Source organism: Paenibacillus sp. 01T443 (genome assembly GCF_056398325.1).
The window spans coordinates 188615-207338 of sequence record NZ_JBFTPE010000006.1 but is presented as its reverse complement, the minus strand read 5'-3'; the positions used below and the strand labels follow the sequence as shown (position 1 = coordinate 207338).

Below are 18724 nucleotides of genomic sequence, written 5' to 3'. Positions count from 1 at the left end.
CTTTAAAAAAACATTATTGTAAACGCAGCTTGCCAAGCTCGGACACAAGCGCTTCAACCTCGCTAATGCTAAACTTTTCCTTGGATGCGACGACTTCGTAAAGGTCTCTTATATCCTCATATTTGGCAAGGTCGAAGTTAGATGCCTGCATAGCTGCGGCGGAAGCCATTTTAAGCTTTGTTTTGATAACCTCAATCATAAATTCGACATTTTCTTGGGTTTGCAAGTCTAAATTAGTCATGGAGTGCCTCCTGAATTTTTTGTGAGCCGTAAGCGGCCTCGGGGAAATAAGCGTATTCGGACATGTTGCTTTGCTGCAATTGTAACATGTTTCAAAAGGGAATGACCACAAATTGAACAGTAACTTAAAATTGGATACAATTAATAGTAGAATGACAAAGTAATCAATCACAGGGCAGGTGCAAGGCGACGGAACAGCTAACGAAAAGTGAAATAGATCTATTTCTTGAGGCAGTTGCAAATAAGCATCAAGATCGAAGCCGCATTGCATTTGTTTGTATTGGCAGCGACCGTTCAACCGGCGATTCCTTTGGTCCTCTTGCAGGAAGCCTGCTTAAGGAACGCGGCTGGCCGATTGTCATCGGGACGCTGCAGCAGCCTTGCGATGCGCATGCCGTAGAGCACGCGGCACTTGAGGTACCTAAGGAATGCACGATCATCGCTATAGATGCTTGCCTTGGAAAACCAGGCTCTATTGGACGCTGCCTAGTGTCGGAGGGCCCGCTTCAGCCAGGGAAAGCCATCGGGCGCAGATTGCCGGCAATCGGAGATTACAGTATAGCCGGCGTAGTGAATGCAAATGGCCCAAAGGCCTATTGGATGCTGCAAACGACGTCGCTTTATCAAGTGATGCGTATGGCAAACGAGGTAGTGAATGCAATCGAAGCAGCTTGGGGCAGCTACATAGATGATGCGACATCAGTAAATCCTGAATTACAAATCCCGGTTTTGTAAAGGAGCATACAGTAAATGAGCAACGAAGAATTAGGTAATGTGGAGTCAATCGCGCAGCGCAAGCTATTTTTGAATAACGGAGTAGAACTGGCTTATTATGATTCCCACCCGCATGACGGCGGAGCAGCGGACGGTATTTCCGAGGTTGTGGTTTTGCTTCACGGCTATTGCGGCAGCTCTGCGTATTGGGAGAGCATTGTAGAGGAGCTGGAACAATCGGTACGCATTATTGCGCCTGACGCGCGCGGACATGGCAGAAGCTCTGCGCCGAACGAAGAGGTCTACACGATGGAAATGTATGCAGAGGATATTGCCGAATTGCTGATCAAGCTGCAAATTCACAACGCGGTGCTGCTCGGTCACTCTTTAGGCGGTTATATCACTTTGGCATTCGCAGAGAAATATGCGAAGAAGCTCTCAGGCTTCGGTCTCATTCATTCGACAGCGCTCCCGGACAGCGACGCAGCGAAGGAAAACCGGGATAAGGCCGTTGCGGCATTAGAGCAAAACGGTGTTCAGTCATTCGTAGACGGGCTTATTCCTAAGCTCTTTGCCCCGGCTAACGTAGAAGCTTTGCAAGGCGAGGTCGAACGCGGGAAACGAATCGGCTACGGCACAGCTCTGCAAGGCGCGATCGCCACGGCCAAAGGGATGAAGGCCCGGCCTGACCGCAAGCATATTATCGAGCAGGCAGAGCTGCCCGTGCTGCTGGTAGCAGGCGTCAATGATAAAGTCATTCCGCTGGAGAGTGCTTTTGCGGCAGTGAACGGTTCGACAACAAAGGTAGAACTAGGCAGCTCCGGCCACATGGGAATGGTGGAGCAGCCGAAGGAGCTAATCACAGCAATCGTCAGCTTCGTGAATTCAAAGCAGTAACATGCAGGGAGAGGGGAAGCGATATGTTTCAACGCGATTACTTCATGCGGATGATTGAGCAAATGACGGAAGCCGTCGGCCAAATTTTGAATCTGAGGCGCGAACGAAAGCATGAGGACGCGCTGCTTTTCATAGACGAGCTGCTGGATAAAAAATTCCGTCTGAGCAGCAAGCTCATTCGTTCATTATCGGACGACGATTTGATGAGGATGATGACGACGAACGGTATATTGGAAACCGATCATTTGCAAGCAATCGCTATCTTGATGAAGCATGAGGCTGAGCTGAATGCGGAGCTGGGCAAGGAGGACGAGAGCTTCATTGCCAATCTGAAATCTCTCCATCTCTTTTTGCGGTTATCGCTTGTTGGCGCGGAGCCGACGCTCGCGGAGCCTCGCGTGCAGATCAAGGAGCTGCTGGAGCGGCTCCTGCCATATGAGCTTCCGAGGCAGACCAAGCGGCTTCTTACGGATTGGCATATGGAGGAGGGCCGTTATGATTCCRCCGAGAATCTCATGCATGAGCTGCTCGAGGATAACGGACTTGGCCGGGCAGAGGCAGAGGAGCTTTACAAACGAATGCTGCTGCAGTCGGATGAACGGCTTGAGGCAGGCGGGTTGCCCCGCGAGGAAATCAAGCAGGGCCTAGAAGCTTTATCAAGCAAGTAAATATGACTTTAGACTAAGCGTAGAACGGTAAAACGGTATGCTTAGCTTCAATAAAGGCCTAGGAGTGAAGATGCGCATGACGGAACAATGGCAGCAAGACATCTCAAAATGGATCAGCGGCAAAGAGCTGCTGCAGGCAACGCTAAGCCAGCCTAAGCGGAAGGACGGTACCGTGGCGCCCAAAACAGTCATCCGTCCAATCGAGATGAAGAGCGGACTCTATTATCAATTTGAATATCATTTTGCGAATAAAGTTACGCATGACAATATTGAAGGGACAAAGGCTGCGGAGAGAGTCATTGACCTGCTGCAGGAAAATTACCGGCAAGCTCTTGTGAAAACGCCTGAGGCTGATGTCCAACTGCTCTTTAATAAGAAAGGCAAAGCAGCGGTGCTGAAGAAGCCTCCTACAGGGGATTCGAAAAAAGGAGTCCAGCAGCATAACAGGCAAAAACAGCGGGTGCTCGCGGAAGGCAAAGCTGCGCCGTTCCTTGTCGAGCTGGGCATCATGACGCCTGAGGGCTTGGTCCATGCGAAAAAACAAGATAAATACAGGCAGATCAATCGTTTCCTGGAGATGGTTACGGATGTACTTGCGTACTTGCCGACAGACAGGGAGCTTACGATCGTTGATTTTGGCTGCGGTAAATCGTATTTGACGTTTGCGCTTTACCATTTGCTTGCAGTAGAGCAGCAGCGGAAAATTAATATTATCGGTCTCGATTTAAAAGCGGATGTCATCGCGTTCTGCTCTGAGCTTGCGGAGAAGCTCGGTTACGATAAGCTGCAATTTCTTGTTGGCGACATTGCCGAATATGAGGAGCTGCAAGCAGCTGATATGGTCGTCACCCTGCATGCATGCGATACAGCCACGGATGCTGCCCTTGCTAAGGCGGTCAACTGGGGAGCCTCGGTTATTATGTCAGTTCCGTGCTGTCAGCATGAGCTGTTCAAACAGGTCGATAACGATGTACTCTCGCCGCTTTTGTCGCAAGGCTTGCTGAAGGAGCGTTTTTCTGCGCTGGCAACGGATGCGGCACGCGGGACCCTGCTTGAGGTATTGGGGTACAAGGTGCAAATGCTAGAATTCGTAGATCCGGAGCATACGCCCAAAAATCTGCTTATTCGTGCCGTTCGTTCGGATCAGCAGGGGATTTCTATGAAAAAATGGGAGCAGTACGAGCAATTCCGCCAGTTTCTGAACATCTCGCCCTCTCTTGAGCAAATGCTCGCTGAGCGTTGGCCGAATGCCATCTCTAAATAATGGTTATTAAGACGATTGTTAAACTTTGAGTTTTTTGATGTTAAGTAATTGTCGATATAATTAACATTTGCTACAATGGAAGAAGATGGCTATCAAATGAATGGGTGAACCGTAATGGAATGGATGATCTGGCTAGACTTTAGTATGTTTCTAGTGCTGCTCGGCTTGTTTTTCTACGTGTTTGCCACAAGCACCGTTACGGTCCTGCATCGCATTTACCTTTCTTTACATATCGTTTTTATGAGCTGGACACTCTCTCAATTCGTTTACCAGACAGTTACCGCAACGGCCTTCAAACTATTCTATCTCTCGGTTTCATACATAGGGCTTTCCTTGCTTGGCATTGGTTGGTTTGCTTTTATCCTTTTTCTTACCGGCCAGTCGTATGTGATACGAAAGAGCCGGTTGTTCATTTTAGCCATACCTGCTCTTACATCCGTAGCAGCAGTCGTCATCAACCCAAACGGCATGTTTTTAAGTATCAATGAACGGCTCAGCCCGATGAAGCAGCTTCAGCATGGGCCGTTATATTGGATTATGATTGTCCAGCTGATTCTCTATATGGTAATCTCGTTCACGATCATGTTTTACAAGCTGCGAGGCGAAAATTCGGTTAGGCAGCGTACTTTAATCAAGACAGCAATAACCGGCATGTTCGTGTTGGTTTCGTTTGCTATCGCTGATTTGATTGTCAATGTTGTACTCATTGAGGAAATGAATCGATATGTTCCGCTTATTTCAGTTGGCATGGCGCTTGCGGCTGTCTATCTGGTTCATGCCATCAGAAGGAATAAAGTACTCGACATTATTCAAACGGTCCAAAGGGACGTTATGAATACGATGTCGATGGGCATTATCGTATTGGACGAGAATGATATCATCATAGAAGTGAATAAAGTGATCAAGCCGATCCTGCGGCTGCGCATAGGCGATAAATTTAATCCTGCTCTGCTTGGCCCGCAGTTCAAGGGAGAGGTATCAAGGGAGTTTACGGCTTTTTTCGAGGAGCAGCGTAAGCGGCCTTTGGACAGGCATGAGATCGAAATTGCTATATCTTACGATAAGTACCGGCATATTATCGTTCAATCGGCTCCTATTCTGAATAATAAGAAAACACCGGTAGGAAGGCTGCTTACCTTCCAGGACGTAACCGAGCTCCGGCTGCTCGTAGAAGAGACAAATGACCAGAATGAGCAGCTTCAGGATCGAAACCGCGATCTGCTTATTATGCAGGATGAGCTGTTTCAAGCGAATAAAAAACTGGAGCATATGGCGATAACCGACGGATTGACAGGCTGCTTCAACCGACGGTATTTGCTGCATCAGCTTGAGCAAGAGGTCGTTGCGAATATCCGTTACGGCATTCCCTTTTCTATCTTTTTATTTGATCTGGATCACTTCAAATCCATCAACGATAAGTACGGACATTTGGTTGGCGACGAAGTGCTTTGCGGCACGGTGGATGCAGTGCGGGGCTCGTTACGGTTTACGGATATTTTGGCCCGATACGGCGGAGAAGAATTCACGGTGTATTTGCCGCATACAAACCGGGATCAGGCGGATCAAATTGCCGAGCTGCTGATGGAATCGGTAGAGCAGAACAAAATCAATATGGGGAACGGTGAAATGCCGGTCTCGGTAACGATAAGCATGGGCGTCATCTCCATTGAGCACTTTGAACCATCTGACCTTGCGGACCCCAAAGCCTTTTTACGGGAGCTGCTCGCGCAGGCGGATGCTGCGCTGTACGAAGCGAAATTTAATGGCCGCAACCGGATTGTAAAACGAAAACTAGCCTAGAGGCCCGAACATGATGTTCGGGCTTTTTTTCAAAATATAAGAACGTATAAATTTTAACCTTATACGATGCTTATATTTCACCGCGAAACGAGCTTTTGCCGCCAAGGACGGCGTCAGCCGTTTACGCTTGTGCGGTCTGCATAGTCAGTAGGGGAGAGTTCTGCTAAAATAGATGCTATCGGGTTACAAGCGCTAAACTATCGAAGGCGGGAACTAATCTAATGAGAAAAGTGCAAATTGGAATGGTCAAGCCGGGAGACAGAGTGGCTAAACCCATTTTCCAAGAAAACGGCAACGTACTTCTGGGAGAAGGGGTAGAGCTCAATGATCGTTACATCGATCGATTGCGTAACCTGGGCATTGATTTTCTATTCATAGAGGATGGCTTAACGGAGGATCTTATTCCCGAGGATACGATCAGAGATGAAACACGTAAGCAAGCGGTCGATACCATTTATAAAACGATGAACTCATTCAAAGACCAAAACATATCAAAAGGCCGGACGATCGCACCCGACATGGGCCGGAATTTCCGGGCGGTGTTTGGACAAATCATGCAGGACCTATCTTCAAGACCAAATATGCTTGTTAATTTAACGAGTATTCATGCCATGGACGGTTATTTGTTTCAGCATTCCTTTAATGTAGCTGTGCTTGCTGGCATCATGGGCATAGCAAAAGGCCTTAACCGTAATCAGCTGGAAGAGCTGGGCATTGGCGCGCTTCTCTTCGATATCGGGATGACAAAGGTTCCGCAGAAGCTATTGAATCATACTGGAGCCTTATCGGCAGAGGAACGTACTATTATTCAAGGGCATGCGAAGGACGGCTTCGATATTTTGCGGAAGTATCATGATATATCGATCGTATCCGCGCATTGCGCGCTGCAGCATCATGAGCGCTTTAATGGCTCGGGCTATCCGCGCGGGCTCAAGGAAAGTGAAATTCACTTGTATGGTCAAATCGTCGGCTTAGCGGACACGTTTGATGCGTTAACTTCCCCGCGACCGTACCGGAAGCGTTATACGGCGAGCGAAGCCATCGAGTTTCTGTTTGCCGCCGGAGGTACTTTTTTTGATCATGAGCTTATTAAGCTCTTTTGTCGACATATATCGATTTATCCGGTGGCCACCTCGCTCCTGCTCAGTACCGGGCAGGTCGGTGTCGTATCGGAAAATAACGAGCTTGCCGTTCATCGTCCACGCGTACGCATCATCATGGAGCCCGATGGCACGATGCCGGCCTCGCCCTATGAGATCGAGCTGAAGGACGAGCTGTTTATTACCGTCGTCAAAGAGCTATAAAGCTTTCAGCGGTTAGATTAGGCAGTTCATATAGGAGCCAGACCATACCAAATCTTCGATTCTCGCATATTTTAATATAAATGCGGGAAGGAGTGAAAGTATGGCAAATCGGGTAGTACCCCCTCTATTTAATCCTAAAAACGTGGATAAAATACTACTAAATAAATCAAGTGCCCGCAGAATTCAAAGCGGTCCTACATTTAATCGCTTGACGGTATTGTGGGTTGACGGCAGCGGTGTTCCATTCAATACAACAGGCTTTAACGCAGCTTTGTATAGAGGCAGTACGCTTATTCAAACCGCGGCTTTTGATCGTTTCGGCGTCGTGTTTTTTAGTTTGATAACGACATTAACGACCACGAATTATACCATTCAGGTATATGATAGCTTTGGCAGAGTCTATCGCACCAAATCGATACCGGCGGGCGTAGAAGCGTTCTCGGTTATCGGCTAACCAAAGGAACTCAGAAACCTTCCAAATCGGCTGCTGCATGCTGCCGGAGCGGAAGGTTTCTTTTTGCAATAATAGTAGACTTGCTTTATATCTGGTAGCGTTTAAGGTAAAATGATGAGAAAAAGAGCCAGTAGGGGATGTGAGTTCACTTATGGGATCATTACAGCACCACAAGCTGTCCAAGCTCGAAGTGCTGCGAAGAGTACTATTTATTACGCTCGGCGCTGCGCTCGTCTCGGTTGGATTGGAAATCTTTCTAGTACCAAATCACATTATTGATGGCGGTATTGTCGGTATATCGATCATGGCCTCCCATTTATCCTCATTGCCGCTCGGTCTTTTTCTGTTTTTATTGAATTTGCCTTTTTTGTTTCTCGGGTATAAGCAAATCGGAAAAACCTTCGCGATTTCGACCTTATATGGCGTATCGGTGATGTCGCTCGGAACGTTTTTGCTTCATCCGGTGCCGCCGCTTACGGTTGAGCCCTTTTTGGCCGCTATTTTTGGCGGCGTGATTCTGGGCATTGGAGTCGGTATGGTCATTCGTTTCGGGGGCTCGCTTGACGGTACTGAGATCGTTGCGATCTTGTTTAATAAGAAGCTTCCATTCTCCGTTGGCGAGACGGTAATGTTTTTCAACTTATTTATTCTCGGCAGCGCTGGTTTTGTTTTCGGCTGGGACCGGGCGATGTATTCTCTTATCGCGTATTACATTGCTTTCAGAATGATTGATGTGACCATCGAGGGCTTTGATGAATCCAAGGCGGTTTGGATTATTAGCGACGAAGCGAAAGAGATCGGCGCGGCGATCATGAGCAGGCTGGGACGCGGCGTTACTTATTTGCATGGGGAAGGCGGCTTTACGGGCGGCAGCAAACGCGTTATTTTTTGTGTCATTACGCGCCTGGAAGAAGCAAAGATGAAGTCTATCGTACATGAACTCGATCCCGTGGCGTTTCTCGCTGTCGGCAATATTCACGATGTGAAGGGCGGACGGTTTAAGAAACGGGATATTCACTAATGATGATAGTAGTCCTTATGAACAGATGACGAGGCCGGATCTGCTTGAAGCGAGCGGCAAACTGGGGCTTGGATGAAGGAGAACTGCATTTTGGATGAGTTTGCGAGTATTCATCATTGGACGGCGGCCAGGCAGGAGAGCAAATGGCAGCAGCGGCGCGGCGTTATTACGGGTATAGGCGACGATACCGCTGTCGTAGATCCCGCTTCCGCGGAGGATGGCGTAGCTGTTCCGAAGCGGCTGCTGCTGGCGGTCGACACGATGGTGGAGACCGTCCACTTTAAACAGTCGACGATGCGGGACGAGGATGTCGGCTATAAGGCGCTTGCGGCGAACATTAGCGACATTGCCGCGATGGGGGGCGTGCCCTTGCATGCGCTCGTCTCGGTCAGCGTGCCGGCCGCGTACACGCCGGAGCGGATGCGGAGGCTGTACGATGGGCTGTACGAGTGCGCCGAGCGCTACGGGGTTGCGATTGCAGGCGGCGATACGACGTCGACGCCGGGGCAGTTGGTTGTCGCGGTAACGGTGACGGGAACCGTTGAAGCGGGGCGTGAACTGCTCCGCTCTGGCGCGAAGCCGGGCGATGCGGTGTTTGTGACCGGCGCCGTCGGGATGTCGGCGGCGGGCCTGCACGCGCTGCTGGCGCAGGAGGAGCGTGCAGGTGAGACGCTGTATCCGGCTGATTTCAGCAGTGAGCCGGAGGCGTCGATCGTGCTAGCGCATCAGCGGCCGAGTCCGTCGGTGCGTGCTGGGCGGCTTCTGCTTTCGCGCGGAAGCTGCCGCTCGCTAAACGATGTTAGCGACGGGTTGGCGAGCGAGGCATGGGAAATTGCGGAGGCCTCGGGGCTGCGCCTTGTGCTGAGGGAAGCGCAGTTGCCGAGAAGCGGAACCTTGGCAGCTTATGCGTCAAGGTTGGGCATCGATCCGCTTGATTGGATGCTCTATGGCGGCGAAGATTATGTATTGCTGGGTACGATGGCTTCCGAGGATGCGGAATTCATGCGAGCTGCTTTTCATCAAGAGGGCCTACCATTTTTTATTATCGGGGAAACCGAGGAGGGCGAGCCTGGAGTAGAGCTCATACGCTATAATCAGGTTTATAAGTCCCCATCGGAGAAGAGAGTAAAACTTAAGAAGCGCGGATACAATCATTTTTCGTGATGAACGGGTGAATAGAATATGCAGCAACAGATAAACCAAGCCACATGGCTTACGCAAACGGAGCAAGATACGGTAGCCTTGGCTGAGCAGCTTGCTGCTTGGGTAAAACCGGGCGCAATACTTGCGTTGGACGGCGATTTAGGCGCAGGCAAAACGCGATTTTCGCAAGCCTTTGCCAGAGTGATCGGCGTAAAGGGAATCGTAAATAGCCCGACCTTTACCATTATAAAAGAATATGAAGGGGAACAGCTTCCCTTTTATCATATGGATGTATACAGGCTTTCGCTGGAGGAAGCGGACGAGCTTGGTTTGGACGATTATTTTTATGGTGACGGCGTAACAATCGTAGAGTGGGCAAGCTTGATTAAAGAGCTGCTCCCAGCTGAGCGGCTGGAGCTGTATATCGAGCACCTAGGCGATGAAAAACGGCGCATACAGCTAACAGGTCATGGCGAAATTTACGCAAGCTGGTGCCGTGCAGTAAGCGAGATAGGAGCAGGCAGATGAAAACCGGACAGAGGCAAGAAGGAACCATTTTGGCTTTAGATACGTCAACGGCATCGATGGCTGCCGCAATTGTAAGCGGTCAAGAAGTGCTTGCTGAAATACAAACATTGGCCGAGAGAAATCACTCGGTTCACGTAGTTACGCACATTAAGGAAATGCTGTTGAAAAGCGGGATTACCGATTCAGACATTGAGGCAATCGCTGTAGGAAACGGACCTGGCTCCTATACAGGAATGCGTATTGCGGTGTCCGTAGCCAAGACGCTTGCTTGGGTTTGGAACAAACCTTTAATCGGCGTATCCAGCCTAGAGGCGCTTGCTTATGGCGCTTGGCACCAGCATTCGGAGAAGCAAGCGGAGTTAGATAATACGCTGGATGGCGAACACTGGATACTTCCGATTATGGATGCACGGCGAGGGCAGGTTTACTCCTCCGGTTTTTCGATGAACAATAGGACGGAGTGGAGCCGCTGGCTTGATGATGGCGTGCGTCTTATGAAGGACTTTGTGGATCAGCTGGAGCAGCGATTGGCAGAGCAGAAGGGCAAGGTTCGAAGCATCTCACTAGTGGGGGATTTGTCTCTTCATGAGCAAGAGGCGGCGCGCTTGCAGCAGGTTGGCGAGTCCGCAGGCGCAGCGGTTCGGCTCCAGCCATATATCCAAGAGGGACAGTGGATAGCAAAGCTTGGCCGTATTAGACTTGAAGCAGGTCTGGTAGAGGACCCGCATACTTTTATTCCTAACTACACGCAGCTTACCGAGGCTGAAGTCGTTTGGAAAGCGAAGCAGGCAGGTGAAGCGAAGGTATGAAGGTAGATGTGAATGAGCTCATTTACCGTGCCATGACGATGGCGGATATTCCTGCTATCGTTGATATCGAGCATGAAGCCTTCACGAGTCCTTGGACAGCGGAGGCGTTTACGAATGAGCTTATGAATAACTTATTTGCCCGTTATATGATCATGGAATACGAAGGCCTAATCATAGGCTATGGCGGCATGTGGGTCATTATGGACGAAGCGCATGTGACGAACATCGCGGTAAAAGCTGATTTTCGCGGGCAAGGGCTCGGGAGCTGCTTGCTTGCCGAGCTGCAGCGGACGGCGGTTTTTTTTGGCGCAGTCAAAATGACGCTGGAGGTTCGTCCCTCCAACGAAATTGCCCAGCAGCTGTACCGTAAATACGGTTTTGAGCCAGCAGGAATTCGTCCGCGTTACTACTCGGATAACAATGAAGACGCGCTTATTATGTGGGCAGAGCTTGACCATGAGCGGTTGAAGGCAGGGGAGCAATGAACGTGAGTCAGTCGGGACAGGCAGCTAGTACGCAGTCGATGAATGATATTATTTTGGCGATAGAAACAAGCTGCGACGAGACATCGGCAGCCGTTATTCGCGGCGGCAAACATATTTTATCAAATGTGGTATCCAGTCAAATTGAAATTCATGAGCGCTACGGAGGCGTCGTGCCGGAAATTGCTTCGCGCAAGCATGTGGAGTCGATCACGTTGATTATCGAGCAGGCTGTCAAGGAATCCGGGCTCACGCTAAAAGACATGTCGGCCATTGCAGTCACGCAGGGTCCGGGTCTTGTAGGCGCTCTGCTCGTTGGGATTGTGGCTGCAAAGAGCATATCGATGGCGCTGGATATTCCATTAATCGGCACGCATCATATCGCAGGACATATTTATGCTAACGAGCTTGTGCATGACATTGTATATCCATGTATGGCACTCGTAGTTTCTGGCGGTCATACGGAACTCGTGCTTATGGAGAGCGAAGGCGATTTTCAAGTCGTCGGGCGCACAAGAGACGACGCAGTAGGTGAAGCGTATGACAAGGTAGCGCGCGCTCTGCGTTTGCCCTACCCAGGAGGGCCGCATATTGACAAGCTGGCTGTCGAAGCGGAGGAAACGATTACTCTTCCGCGTGCTTGGCTGGAGCCTGACAGCTATGATTTCAGCTTTAGCGGTTTGAAATCTGCCGTGCTTGCCGTTATTAACCAGACAAGAATGAAGGGTCTGGAACTTAACGAAGCAGCCCTTGCACGCGGCTTTCAAGAGTCGGTTACAGAGGTGCTTGTTACCAAGGCGCTGCGCGCAGTTCGTCAATACGGCGCGAAGCAGCTGCTTTTGTGCGGCGGAGTGGCGGCTAACAGGGGCTTAAGAGCAGCTTTAACGGCGAAATGCGAGTCTGAACGTGTGCCGCTCCTTATCCCGCCGAATACGCTCTGCACGGATAATGCGGCGATGATTGGTGCGGCAGCTTATCTAAAACTTAAACGGTCTGAATTTACCGATCTCGATATGAAGGCCGATCCAGGCTTTTCGCTGGAGAGCTGGTCTGTTAGCAAAAACAGTTAAAAAAGATTTAGAATTGGAATTGACAGACTATTTCTAAGAGCATATAATAAGCAACAATACTTCAAAACAAACTTCAATCTCATACGTTACAAACGCAAAGAACAGGAACAGTAAAGCTTGTCCGGGAATGTTGGCAGCGCCGTTATGAATGAGCTTCATTCATGTACTGCTGCGACACAGAGAGCTGCGGGTTGGTGCAACGCAGTCGAAGGATGCTTGAAGCTCACCTGGGAGCGGAACAGTGGAAACGATGGCGGCATTTTTATAAATGCTGATCAGCCATGCAGGTACATTGTTACGGTTAACCTCCGTAATYGGGTGCATGTGAGTCAACATCCGGAGTTGGCCATATGCTTAAGTTGGGCGTCCCTGCTCGTTTGCGAGCGTATGGGAGTCAACAAGGGTGGTACCGCGCGGGTCTTTATAGCCTGTCGTCTCTTGATTCAAGAGACGACAGGCTTTTCTTGTTGTCTATGAAGCGAAGTATATGGCCTTTAGTCGAATGTGAAGTAAACCATATAGAGTAGAAACGCAAGGAACAGGAGCAGTAGAACAATAAGCTGGCAAAACGGCATTCGTTAAACTCATGCAGAGCAGTGAGGAATCGAGTCCGTACAGAGAGCTGCGGTGTGGTGCGACGCAGTCGAAGCTGAGTTTGAATCTCGCCTGGGAGCGGAACGGTGGAAAAGGGCTGCGTTACGGTTGTGACAGCCAATATCTACACCGTTACGGTTAGCCGCCGTCATCGGGCATTTAAGCGGGCATGGATTCCTGCGAGGTAAGCAAAGAACCTTTTATAAAAGGGCAGCTTTGTCGAACTTCTGCGGTAAGATTCTGTCAATTAGAGTGGTACCACGGCAGCGAAAGCTCGTCGTCTCTTACAAGGAGACGGCGAGCTTTTTTTTGTACCCAAAAAAGGACATATCAATCTCAATCAAACCTTAGGAGGAAATAACAATGGCGAACGAAATGAAAAAAATACAAATATTCGATACGACTTTACGGGACGGTGAGCAATCACCAGGGGCTTCGATTGATTCGGAACGCAAAATCATCATTGCACGGCAGCTTGGAAAATTAGGAATTGATGTTATCGAGCCTGGTTTTCCTGTATCAAGTCCGGGCGAATTTGCTGCCGTACAGCAAATTTCCCGTGAGCTGCAGCATGTAGAAATCGCCGGTTTTGCCAGAGCAGTGAAGGTAGATATTGACGCTGCAGTAAAAGCGACACAAGATGCCGCTCGCAGACGTCTTCACCTGTTTATTTCGTCGTCAGACATTCATCTGAATCACCAGCTGCGCAAATCGCGCGATGAGGTGGTGAAAATTGCCCGCGATATGGTCGCTTACGGCAAGCAATTCGTAGATGAGATCGAGTTCTCGGCAATGGATTCGACACGATCCGGCCGCGATTTTGTTATTCAGCTGGTTGAAGCGGTTATTGCGGAGGGGGCGACGATCATAAACCTTCCGGATACGCTGGGGTACGCGATGCCAGAGGAAATGAGGGAGCTGTTCCAAGCCGTTCGCAAGGAGGCGAGAGGCGGAGACACGGTACGATACAGCGCACATTGCCATAATGATCTGGGCCTTGCCGTAGCAAACAGCATTGCAGCCATCCATGGGGGTGCTACGCAAATTGAAGTTACCGTAAACGGAATTGGCGAGCGCGCGGGCAACTGCTCCTTAGAAGAGCTGGTCATGGCCATTGAAACGCGCAAGGATGCGGTTCAAGCTGAAACAAACATTCAAATCGGCGAAATTTACGAAACCTCGCGTATCGTTAGCCGCGCGATGAACTTCCCGATTGCTTATAATAAACCCATTGTTGGACGGAATGCATTCCAGCATGAATCAGGAATCCATCAGGACGGCTTGCTGAAAAACCGCAATACGTATGAAATCATGGATCCTGAAGCGATGGGTATATCGCGGAACATGATTATTTTAGGAAAACATTCCGGTCGCCATGCCATTAAACACCGTCTCTCAGAATACGGCATCGACATGACGGAAGATCAGCTTCAGAATGTGTATGACAAGTTCAAGGAGAAAGCCGATGCTCAAAAGATCGTTACGGACGATGAACTGATCCGTATCGCGGGAGAGCTTACCCAAACCCAGCCGGATCCATACGTACTGGTAGATCTTCATGTACACGCCGGCACACAGCGGTCGCGCACGGCAACGGTAACGATTCGTGAAAATGAGTTCGGAGCAGAGCAGTCTTACATCGCAATGGGAGCAGGCCCGATTGAAGCGGTTATCCACGCGATTCAACAAGCTATTCCAATAGCTGCCGAATTTGAGGATCTGGAGCTTCATTCGTTATCCACAGGCGAGGATGCTCATGGCGAAGCGGTTGTCAGCATTGTGCACCAGCAGCAGCGCTTCCGCGGGACTTCAATTCATAATGACATCGTGCTGGCAGCTGCACAGGCTTATGTATCAGCATGCAATCAAGCGGTTATGACAACAGGCAGCAGAGTAGTCGAAACAAAAACAAGCCGAGCGGCAAATTGATCTTCATGGAGAGCTAAGTCTTGTTATCCCTTAGTAGAAAATGTTTCTTCGTTCTCTACTATGGGATAATCAGCATTATTTTTGGAGTTAGCCTTATTAAAGGAGGCAGATGAAATGAATCATATCGTTCAATATTATAATCAATTTGATGAATGGGGGCGTCTCGATAGAGCGCCCCTTGAGTTTATCGTGAATTGGCATTTTATAAGCCGGTTTGTGCCTAAGGGCGGACATGTTTTGGATAACGGGGCTGGTCCCGGCAAATACGCCATGGAGCTTGCCCGGGGTGGGAATACCGTGACACTGACCGATTTGACGCCGAGGATGGTACAAATCGCACGCGAAAAAGCAGAGGAGCAGGCATTACTAGAACGCTTTAAAGGTTTTCATGCAGCGGATGCCAGGAGCTTGAGCATGTTTTCCGACGAGACGTTCGATGCTTCGCTTATGATGGGGCCGCTCTATCATTTGCAGCTGCAAAGCGACAGGGAACAGGCTGTTAAAGAGCTGCACCGGGTGACGCGAAAGGACGGTTATGTGTTTGTGTCTTTTATGACAAGAATTAGGCATTTGCTTAATGCGCTGGCCGATCCGCAAAGCTGGAGACCTACCGACAATATGACTCAGATTCGGGCTTTCTTGGAAACAGGCGTATTTAATCATTCAGATGAAGGAAGGTTTACGGGCGCTTATTCTTTTCATATAGATGATATTAAGCCTTTAATGGAAGCAAACGGGTTTGAAACCGTCAAGCTAATCGGTTCCTCGAGTATTGCCGGAGCTTTGACAAAGGAACAATTTAATTATTGGAAGGCAGCTGGGGATAACGAATATCGTTCGCTTATGCAATTGATATATGATTCTGCAGAAAATGTCCATTTGTTAGGTTCATCGTCACATTTGTTGTATATAGGGATTAGAAAATAAAGCTAAACATTTGCCAATATTAGTGTTGTGCACAAAGTTATCCACAAACACCCCCCATTTTGTGCATAACATGCTGAAATACGCGAAAACACTGGATTTACGAAAGGTTAACACTGTGAACTAATGGGGGATAAAATTTATGCCATTAAACTGTGGATAATGTGAATAAAGTGGATAAATGAAATGAACGTGAGAAATTGTACCTATGAATCGACGAAATCCGCGGAATTCCTACTATAATACTAGAGCACTACTGACAGAATTAACTAACAATTTATACAGAACTGTTGATATCTTTGTGGATAACTGTGAATAGTTTTTTGGGGGTATTTGAAGACAGAATGAATCGATGCCCATTCTTTTGTTTTGCGCTTTCATTGCGGTCACGCAAAAAAATTGCGTGAATTACTAGACAGGTTTTCGGTGAAAAAGTTAGCCGCATGCGTTATCGTAAAACTATGACGCATACCAAAACATAAATCTCACCTTAAAGCTAGTAGCTTAAGAATGCTTAAGTGTGAATGGAGGTAACCAAGGAATGGATAAGCAAACGATCATTCAGGTAAGCTCGGTCAGCAAGTATTATGGTGCGAATAGGGCAGTAGACCAAGTATCCTTCAAAGTGAACGAAGGTGAAATATTCGGTATTATCGGTACTCATGGTGCTGGAAAGACGACACTACTAGAAATGCTAATGGGTATTCGCATGCCGGACCGAGGCAGCATTCGCATATACGGACATGATGTGGTTCTCGAAGCAGAACGGTTGAAGGAAGATATCGGTATTCATCTGCAGAGCACGACTTTAGTAGATAAAATGAATGTTCGTGAAGCAATGGAGATGTTTCAGGGCTTTTATAAACGGAAAAACAATTTGGATCACATAATTGAACAATTCGGACTTAGCCCCTATTCGGATAAATTAGTAAAACGGTTATCTGGCGGTTGGAGACAACGGACGGCGCTCGCTATTGCACTCGTAAACGATCCGAAAATCATATTTTTGGATGAACCGACGACGGGACTCGATCCGCAGGCCAAGAGTGATTATTGGGCGCTGCTGCAGCTGCTTAAACAGCAGGGGAAAACTATTATTGTCGCTTCTCATGATATGGAAGAAATTCAGCGCAATTGCAATCGGGTTTCCGTCATGCGCAAGGGTGAATTCGTAACATGCGATAACCCGTCTACGTTAATTGCTCAGCTGCCGGGTGGCGGAATGACGATGGAAGCCGTTTATATGCATCACGCAGTTGAAATGGATGGGAGTGTAAGCGTATAAGGATAAACGGAGAATAACATCGACTTTTCATTGTATAGGCATACCTCAAGGAGGGCTTTTTAGTCAATGGATCATCGCGATCGCATCGAAAGTCCGTCAGTCGAGCGCAGAAAACTATTAGAAAAACGGATGGAGATGATTGCAAGTTTAATGAATCAAATGAATGAGGAGGAAAGTCAGAAGAAAGAAACGCAAAAGGAAAAAAAGCGCAAACGCATCTACGACTGCCACGGCATAAAGACACTACATTGGTTGGGACAATTAGTAACTATATTTCAGCGTATGTTCTCTTAATGAATTCATAGTATAATGATAGGATCTTGATTTGGCGGAGGATCGCTTGTGAAAGATTGTATTCCACTCATTGGACAACAAATGCAGAAGCAGGTTCAGCGTTTTTTTACAGCTGAGCCTCTTCTTCGTTTTGCAGAAGCATTTATTGAGGACAAGCTGGCTGAATCGCTTCGGTTTGGACAGCTGACATTGCTGCACTATGATATGTTTGGCGGTCAAGGGGAAGATCCCTACAAAGCAGCCGCAGCAGTGGAGCTATTTATACTGGCATCGGATATATTAGACGATTTACAGGATCAGGATGCACCGCATAAGCCTTGGATGCAAGCGCCTCTACCTGTAGCGCTTCATGTTGCGACAGCGCTCCTTACCTTGTCGCAGCAAGCAATGCTTCAAAGCACTTCGAATGCAGAGAAGCGAATTGCACTTTTAGATATGATGAATGAGCAGTTGATGAAGTCGGCAAACGGCCAGATGTTAGATATTTTGAATGAAATGAATGACGAGCAAGCCTATTTAGAAGTCATAAAGCAAAAATCCGCGGCATTGCTTCAATTCGCTTGCATGACAGGCGTTATGTTGGCGGGACGCCCTTGGCATCCTATCGTTGCAGAATATTCGATTGATATCGGCCTAGCTGCCCAGATTCAAAATGATTTGCGAGATTTACTGAGATGGGATGATAAAAGCGACTTTTTGCAAAAAAAGCGGACGTTGCTTACACTATATTTAATAGAAGGCGATGCGGAAGAGGACCTTTGGATCAGGGAGTATTTTCAAGGAAGCCGAACGGTTGATGACGTTGCCATGAACCATGAGATTTTTCTCGAAGCATGCGAAAGAACAGGAACTATATTATACGGGTCTGTAATGAGCCGAATGCACTACAACAGGTTTGAAGAATTACTAGACGATATACAGGAAATTAGTCCTTGGAAATCGACATTTTTGCATATAATAAACCCTAAAACTACATAATAACTAACAAAGATATCAAATCACGCAAAAGTCATTTCGGTAAATACGAATCACTTTTGCGTTTCATGTCGATTCATTTCCTGTTATATTATATTAGTATACTAGTTTTCTAAATATTAGTAGAGAAGCGGAGGAGTTAAAATGTTAAAAGAAACAATTCGTCAGTTGGTAAGCAGCACTGGAAAAATGTCTATGGCTATGGGTGGTCAACTGCAAATTGCAGGTGTTTCAGCAGCTGAACAAAAAGCTCTTCTTGGCGAACTTAAAGAAAAAAATGAAAAAAACAGCGGCTACGCTTATATGTGGAGCTAAACTTTTAACTATGC

20 protein-coding genes are annotated in these 18724 nt (G+C 48.1%); 19 read left to right on the top strand and 1 reads right to left on the bottom strand.

Features of this window, described 5'->3' with window-relative positions; translation table 11 throughout:
• Positions 1 to 13 precede the first annotated feature (13 nt).
• Positions 14 to 241 carry a DUF1128 domain-containing protein gene (locus tag AC1DLI_RS11775; RefSeq protein WP_477602707.1) on the bottom strand — a complete coding sequence of 76 codons (228 nt, stop codon included), beginning with the start codon at positions 239 to 241 and terminating at the stop codon, positions 14 to 16.
• Between the two features lie 212 nt (positions 242 to 453).
• On the opposite strand from AC1DLI_RS11775, the gene yyaC reads away from it, so the two are divergent.
• The 19 genes from yyaC (at position 454) to AC1DLI_RS11680 (ending at position 18710) form a co-directional block, all read left to right on the top strand.
• Positions 454 to 975, top strand: a complete 522-nt coding sequence (yyaC, locus tag AC1DLI_RS11770) for a spore protease YyaC (protein ID WP_477602914.1) — start codon at positions 454 to 456, stop codon at positions 973 to 975.
• A gap of 15 nt (positions 976 to 990) precedes the next feature.
• Entirely contained in the window at positions 991 to 1851 is an 861-nt protein-coding gene (locus AC1DLI_RS11765; protein ID WP_477602705.1) for an alpha/beta fold hydrolase, read from the top strand.
• Positions 1852 to 1874: 23 nt separating this feature from the next.
• Positions 1875 to 2519 carry a DUF6483 family protein gene (locus AC1DLI_RS11760; RefSeq protein ID WP_477602703.1) on the top strand — a complete coding sequence of 215 codons (645 nt, stop codon included), beginning with the start codon at positions 1875 to 1877 and terminating at the stop codon, positions 2517 to 2519.
• Between the two features lie 76 nt (positions 2520 to 2595).
• On the top strand, positions 2596 to 3783 hold the full coding sequence (locus AC1DLI_RS11755) for a class I SAM-dependent methyltransferase (RefSeq protein ID WP_477602701.1): 1188 nt from the start codon (positions 2596 to 2598) through the stop codon (positions 3781 to 3783).
• 114 nt (positions 3784 to 3897) lie between these two features.
• Positions 3898 to 5583, top strand: coding sequence for a histidine kinase N-terminal 7TM domain-containing diguanylate cyclase (locus AC1DLI_RS11750; protein ID WP_477602699.1), 1686 nt, complete (start codon positions 3898 to 3900; stop codon positions 5581 to 5583).
• Between the two features lie 221 nt (positions 5584 to 5804).
• On the top strand, positions 5805 to 6887 hold the full coding sequence (locus AC1DLI_RS11745) for an HD-GYP domain-containing protein (RefSeq protein ID WP_477602697.1): 1083 nt from the start codon (positions 5805 to 5807) through the stop codon (positions 6885 to 6887).
• Positions 6888 to 6987: 100 nt separating this feature from the next.
• Positions 6988 to 7341: a hypothetical protein gene (locus AC1DLI_RS11740; protein ID WP_308999581.1), complete on the top strand. Its 354-nt coding sequence runs from the start codon at positions 6988 to 6990 to the stop codon at positions 7339 to 7341.
• 151 nt (positions 7342 to 7492) lie between these two features.
• On the top strand, positions 7493 to 8362 hold the full coding sequence (locus tag AC1DLI_RS11735; protein ID WP_477602695.1) for a YitT family protein: 870 nt from the start codon (positions 7493 to 7495) through the stop codon (positions 8360 to 8362).
• A 72-nt stretch (positions 8363 to 8434) separates the two neighbouring features.
• Entirely contained in the window at positions 8435 to 9526 is a 1092-nt protein-coding gene (gene thiL, locus AC1DLI_RS11730) for a thiamine-phosphate kinase (protein WP_477602693.1), read from the top strand.
• Positions 9527 to 9544: 18 nt separating this feature from the next.
• A complete protein-coding gene (gene tsaE, locus AC1DLI_RS11725; protein ID WP_477602691.1) occupies positions 9545 to 10033 on the top strand; it encodes a tRNA (adenosine(37)-N6)-threonylcarbamoyltransferase complex ATPase subunit type 1 TsaE in 489 nt (162 codons plus the stop codon).
• The gene (gene tsaB / locus AC1DLI_RS11720) at positions 10030 to 10842 is read left to right on the top strand and encodes a tRNA (adenosine(37)-N6)-threonylcarbamoyltransferase complex dimerization subunit type 1 TsaB (protein ID WP_477602689.1); all 813 of its coding nucleotides are present in this window, start codon (positions 10030 to 10032) and stop codon (positions 10840 to 10842) included. Before tsaE ends, tsaB begins: the two co-directional genes overlap by 4 nt.
• Positions 10839 to 11327, top strand: a complete 489-nt coding sequence (rimI, locus tag AC1DLI_RS11715; protein ID WP_477602687.1) for a ribosomal protein S18-alanine N-acetyltransferase — start codon at positions 10839 to 10841, stop codon at positions 11325 to 11327. The genes tsaB and rimI overlap by 4 nt, the downstream gene beginning before the upstream one ends.
• A complete protein-coding gene (gene tsaD, locus AC1DLI_RS11710) occupies positions 11324 to 12394 on the top strand; it encodes a tRNA (adenosine(37)-N6)-threonylcarbamoyltransferase complex transferase subunit TsaD (protein WP_477602685.1) in 1071 nt (356 codons plus the stop codon). Before rimI ends, tsaD begins: the two co-directional genes overlap by 4 nt.
• Positions 12395 to 13363: 969 nt before the next feature.
• Positions 13364 to 14917 (top strand): 2-isopropylmalate synthase, encoded by a 1554-nt coding sequence (locus AC1DLI_RS11705; protein ID WP_477602912.1) that lies wholly within the window; start codon positions 13364 to 13366, stop codon positions 14915 to 14917.
• Between the two features lie 114 nt (positions 14918 to 15031).
• Positions 15032 to 15844 carry a class I SAM-dependent methyltransferase gene (locus AC1DLI_RS11700; RefSeq protein ID WP_477602683.1) on the top strand — a complete coding sequence of 271 codons (813 nt, stop codon included), beginning with the start codon at positions 15032 to 15034 and terminating at the stop codon, positions 15842 to 15844.
• A 538-nt stretch (positions 15845 to 16382) separates the two neighbouring features.
• Positions 16383 to 17126, top strand: a complete 744-nt coding sequence (locus AC1DLI_RS11695) for an ABC transporter ATP-binding protein (RefSeq protein WP_477602681.1) — start codon at positions 16383 to 16385, stop codon at positions 17124 to 17126.
• 66 nt (positions 17127 to 17192) lie between these two features.
• Positions 17193 to 17420 (top strand): hypothetical protein, encoded by a 228-nt coding sequence (locus tag AC1DLI_RS11690; RefSeq protein ID WP_477602679.1) that lies wholly within the window; start codon positions 17193 to 17195, stop codon positions 17418 to 17420.
• Positions 17421 to 17468: 48 nt separating this feature from the next.
• Positions 17469 to 18398 carry a polyprenyl synthetase family protein gene (locus tag AC1DLI_RS11685; RefSeq protein ID WP_477602677.1) on the top strand — a complete coding sequence of 310 codons (930 nt, stop codon included), beginning with the start codon at positions 17469 to 17471 and terminating at the stop codon, positions 18396 to 18398.
• A 141-nt stretch (positions 18399 to 18539) separates the two neighbouring features.
• Entirely contained in the window at positions 18540 to 18710 is a 171-nt protein-coding gene (locus AC1DLI_RS11680; RefSeq protein WP_308999593.1) for a competence pheromone ComX, read from the top strand.
• Positions 18711 to 18724: the final 14 nt, after the last annotated feature.

Coding starts and splice junctions, on each gene's coding strand:
- AC1DLI_RS11775 (WP_477602707.1), bottom strand. CDS start 241: ATGACTAATTTAGACTTGCAAACCCAAGAAAATGTCGAATTTATGATT.
- AC1DLI_RS11765 (WP_477602705.1), top strand. CDS start 991: ATGAGCAACGAAGAATTAGGTAATGTGGAGTCAATCGCGCAGCGCAAG.
- AC1DLI_RS11755 (WP_477602701.1), top strand. CDS start 2,596: ATGACGGAACAATGGCAGCAAGACATCTCAAAATGGATCAGCGGCAAA.
- AC1DLI_RS11750 (WP_477602699.1), top strand. CDS start 3,898: ATGGAATGGATGATCTGGCTAGACTTTAGTATGTTTCTAGTGCTGCTC.
- AC1DLI_RS11745 (WP_477602697.1), top strand. CDS start 5,805: ATGAGAAAAGTGCAAATTGGAATGGTCAAGCCGGGAGACAGAGTGGCT.
- AC1DLI_RS11740 (WP_308999581.1), top strand. CDS start 6,988: ATGGCAAATCGGGTAGTACCCCCTCTATTTAATCCTAAAAACGTGGAT.
- AC1DLI_RS11735 (WP_477602695.1), top strand. CDS start 7,493: ATGGGATCATTACAGCACCACAAGCTGTCCAAGCTCGAAGTGCTGCGA.
- thiL (WP_477602693.1), top strand. CDS start 8,435: ATGAAGGAGAACTGCATTTTGGATGAGTTTGCGAGTATTCATCATTGG.
- tsaE (WP_477602691.1), top strand. CDS start 9,545: ATGCAGCAACAGATAAACCAAGCCACATGGCTTACGCAAACGGAGCAA.
- tsaB (WP_477602689.1), top strand. CDS start 10,030: ATGAAAACCGGACAGAGGCAAGAAGGAACCATTTTGGCTTTAGATACG.
- rimI (WP_477602687.1), top strand. CDS start 10,839: ATGAAGGTAGATGTGAATGAGCTCATTTACCGTGCCATGACGATGGCG.
- tsaD (WP_477602685.1), top strand. CDS start 11,324: ATGAACGTGAGTCAGTCGGGACAGGCAGCTAGTACGCAGTCGATGAAT.
- AC1DLI_RS11705 (WP_477602912.1), top strand. CDS start 13,364: ATGAAAAAAATACAAATATTCGATACGACTTTACGGGACGGTGAGCAA.
- AC1DLI_RS11700 (WP_477602683.1), top strand. CDS start 15,032: ATGAATCATATCGTTCAATATTATAATCAATTTGATGAATGGGGGCGT.
- AC1DLI_RS11695 (WP_477602681.1), top strand. CDS start 16,383: ATGGATAAGCAAACGATCATTCAGGTAAGCTCGGTCAGCAAGTATTAT.
- AC1DLI_RS11690 (WP_477602679.1), top strand. CDS start 17,193: ATGGATCATCGCGATCGCATCGAAAGTCCGTCAGTCGAGCGCAGAAAA.
- AC1DLI_RS11680 (WP_308999593.1), top strand. CDS start 18,540: ATGTTAAAAGAAACAATTCGTCAGTTGGTAAGCAGCACTGGAAAAATG.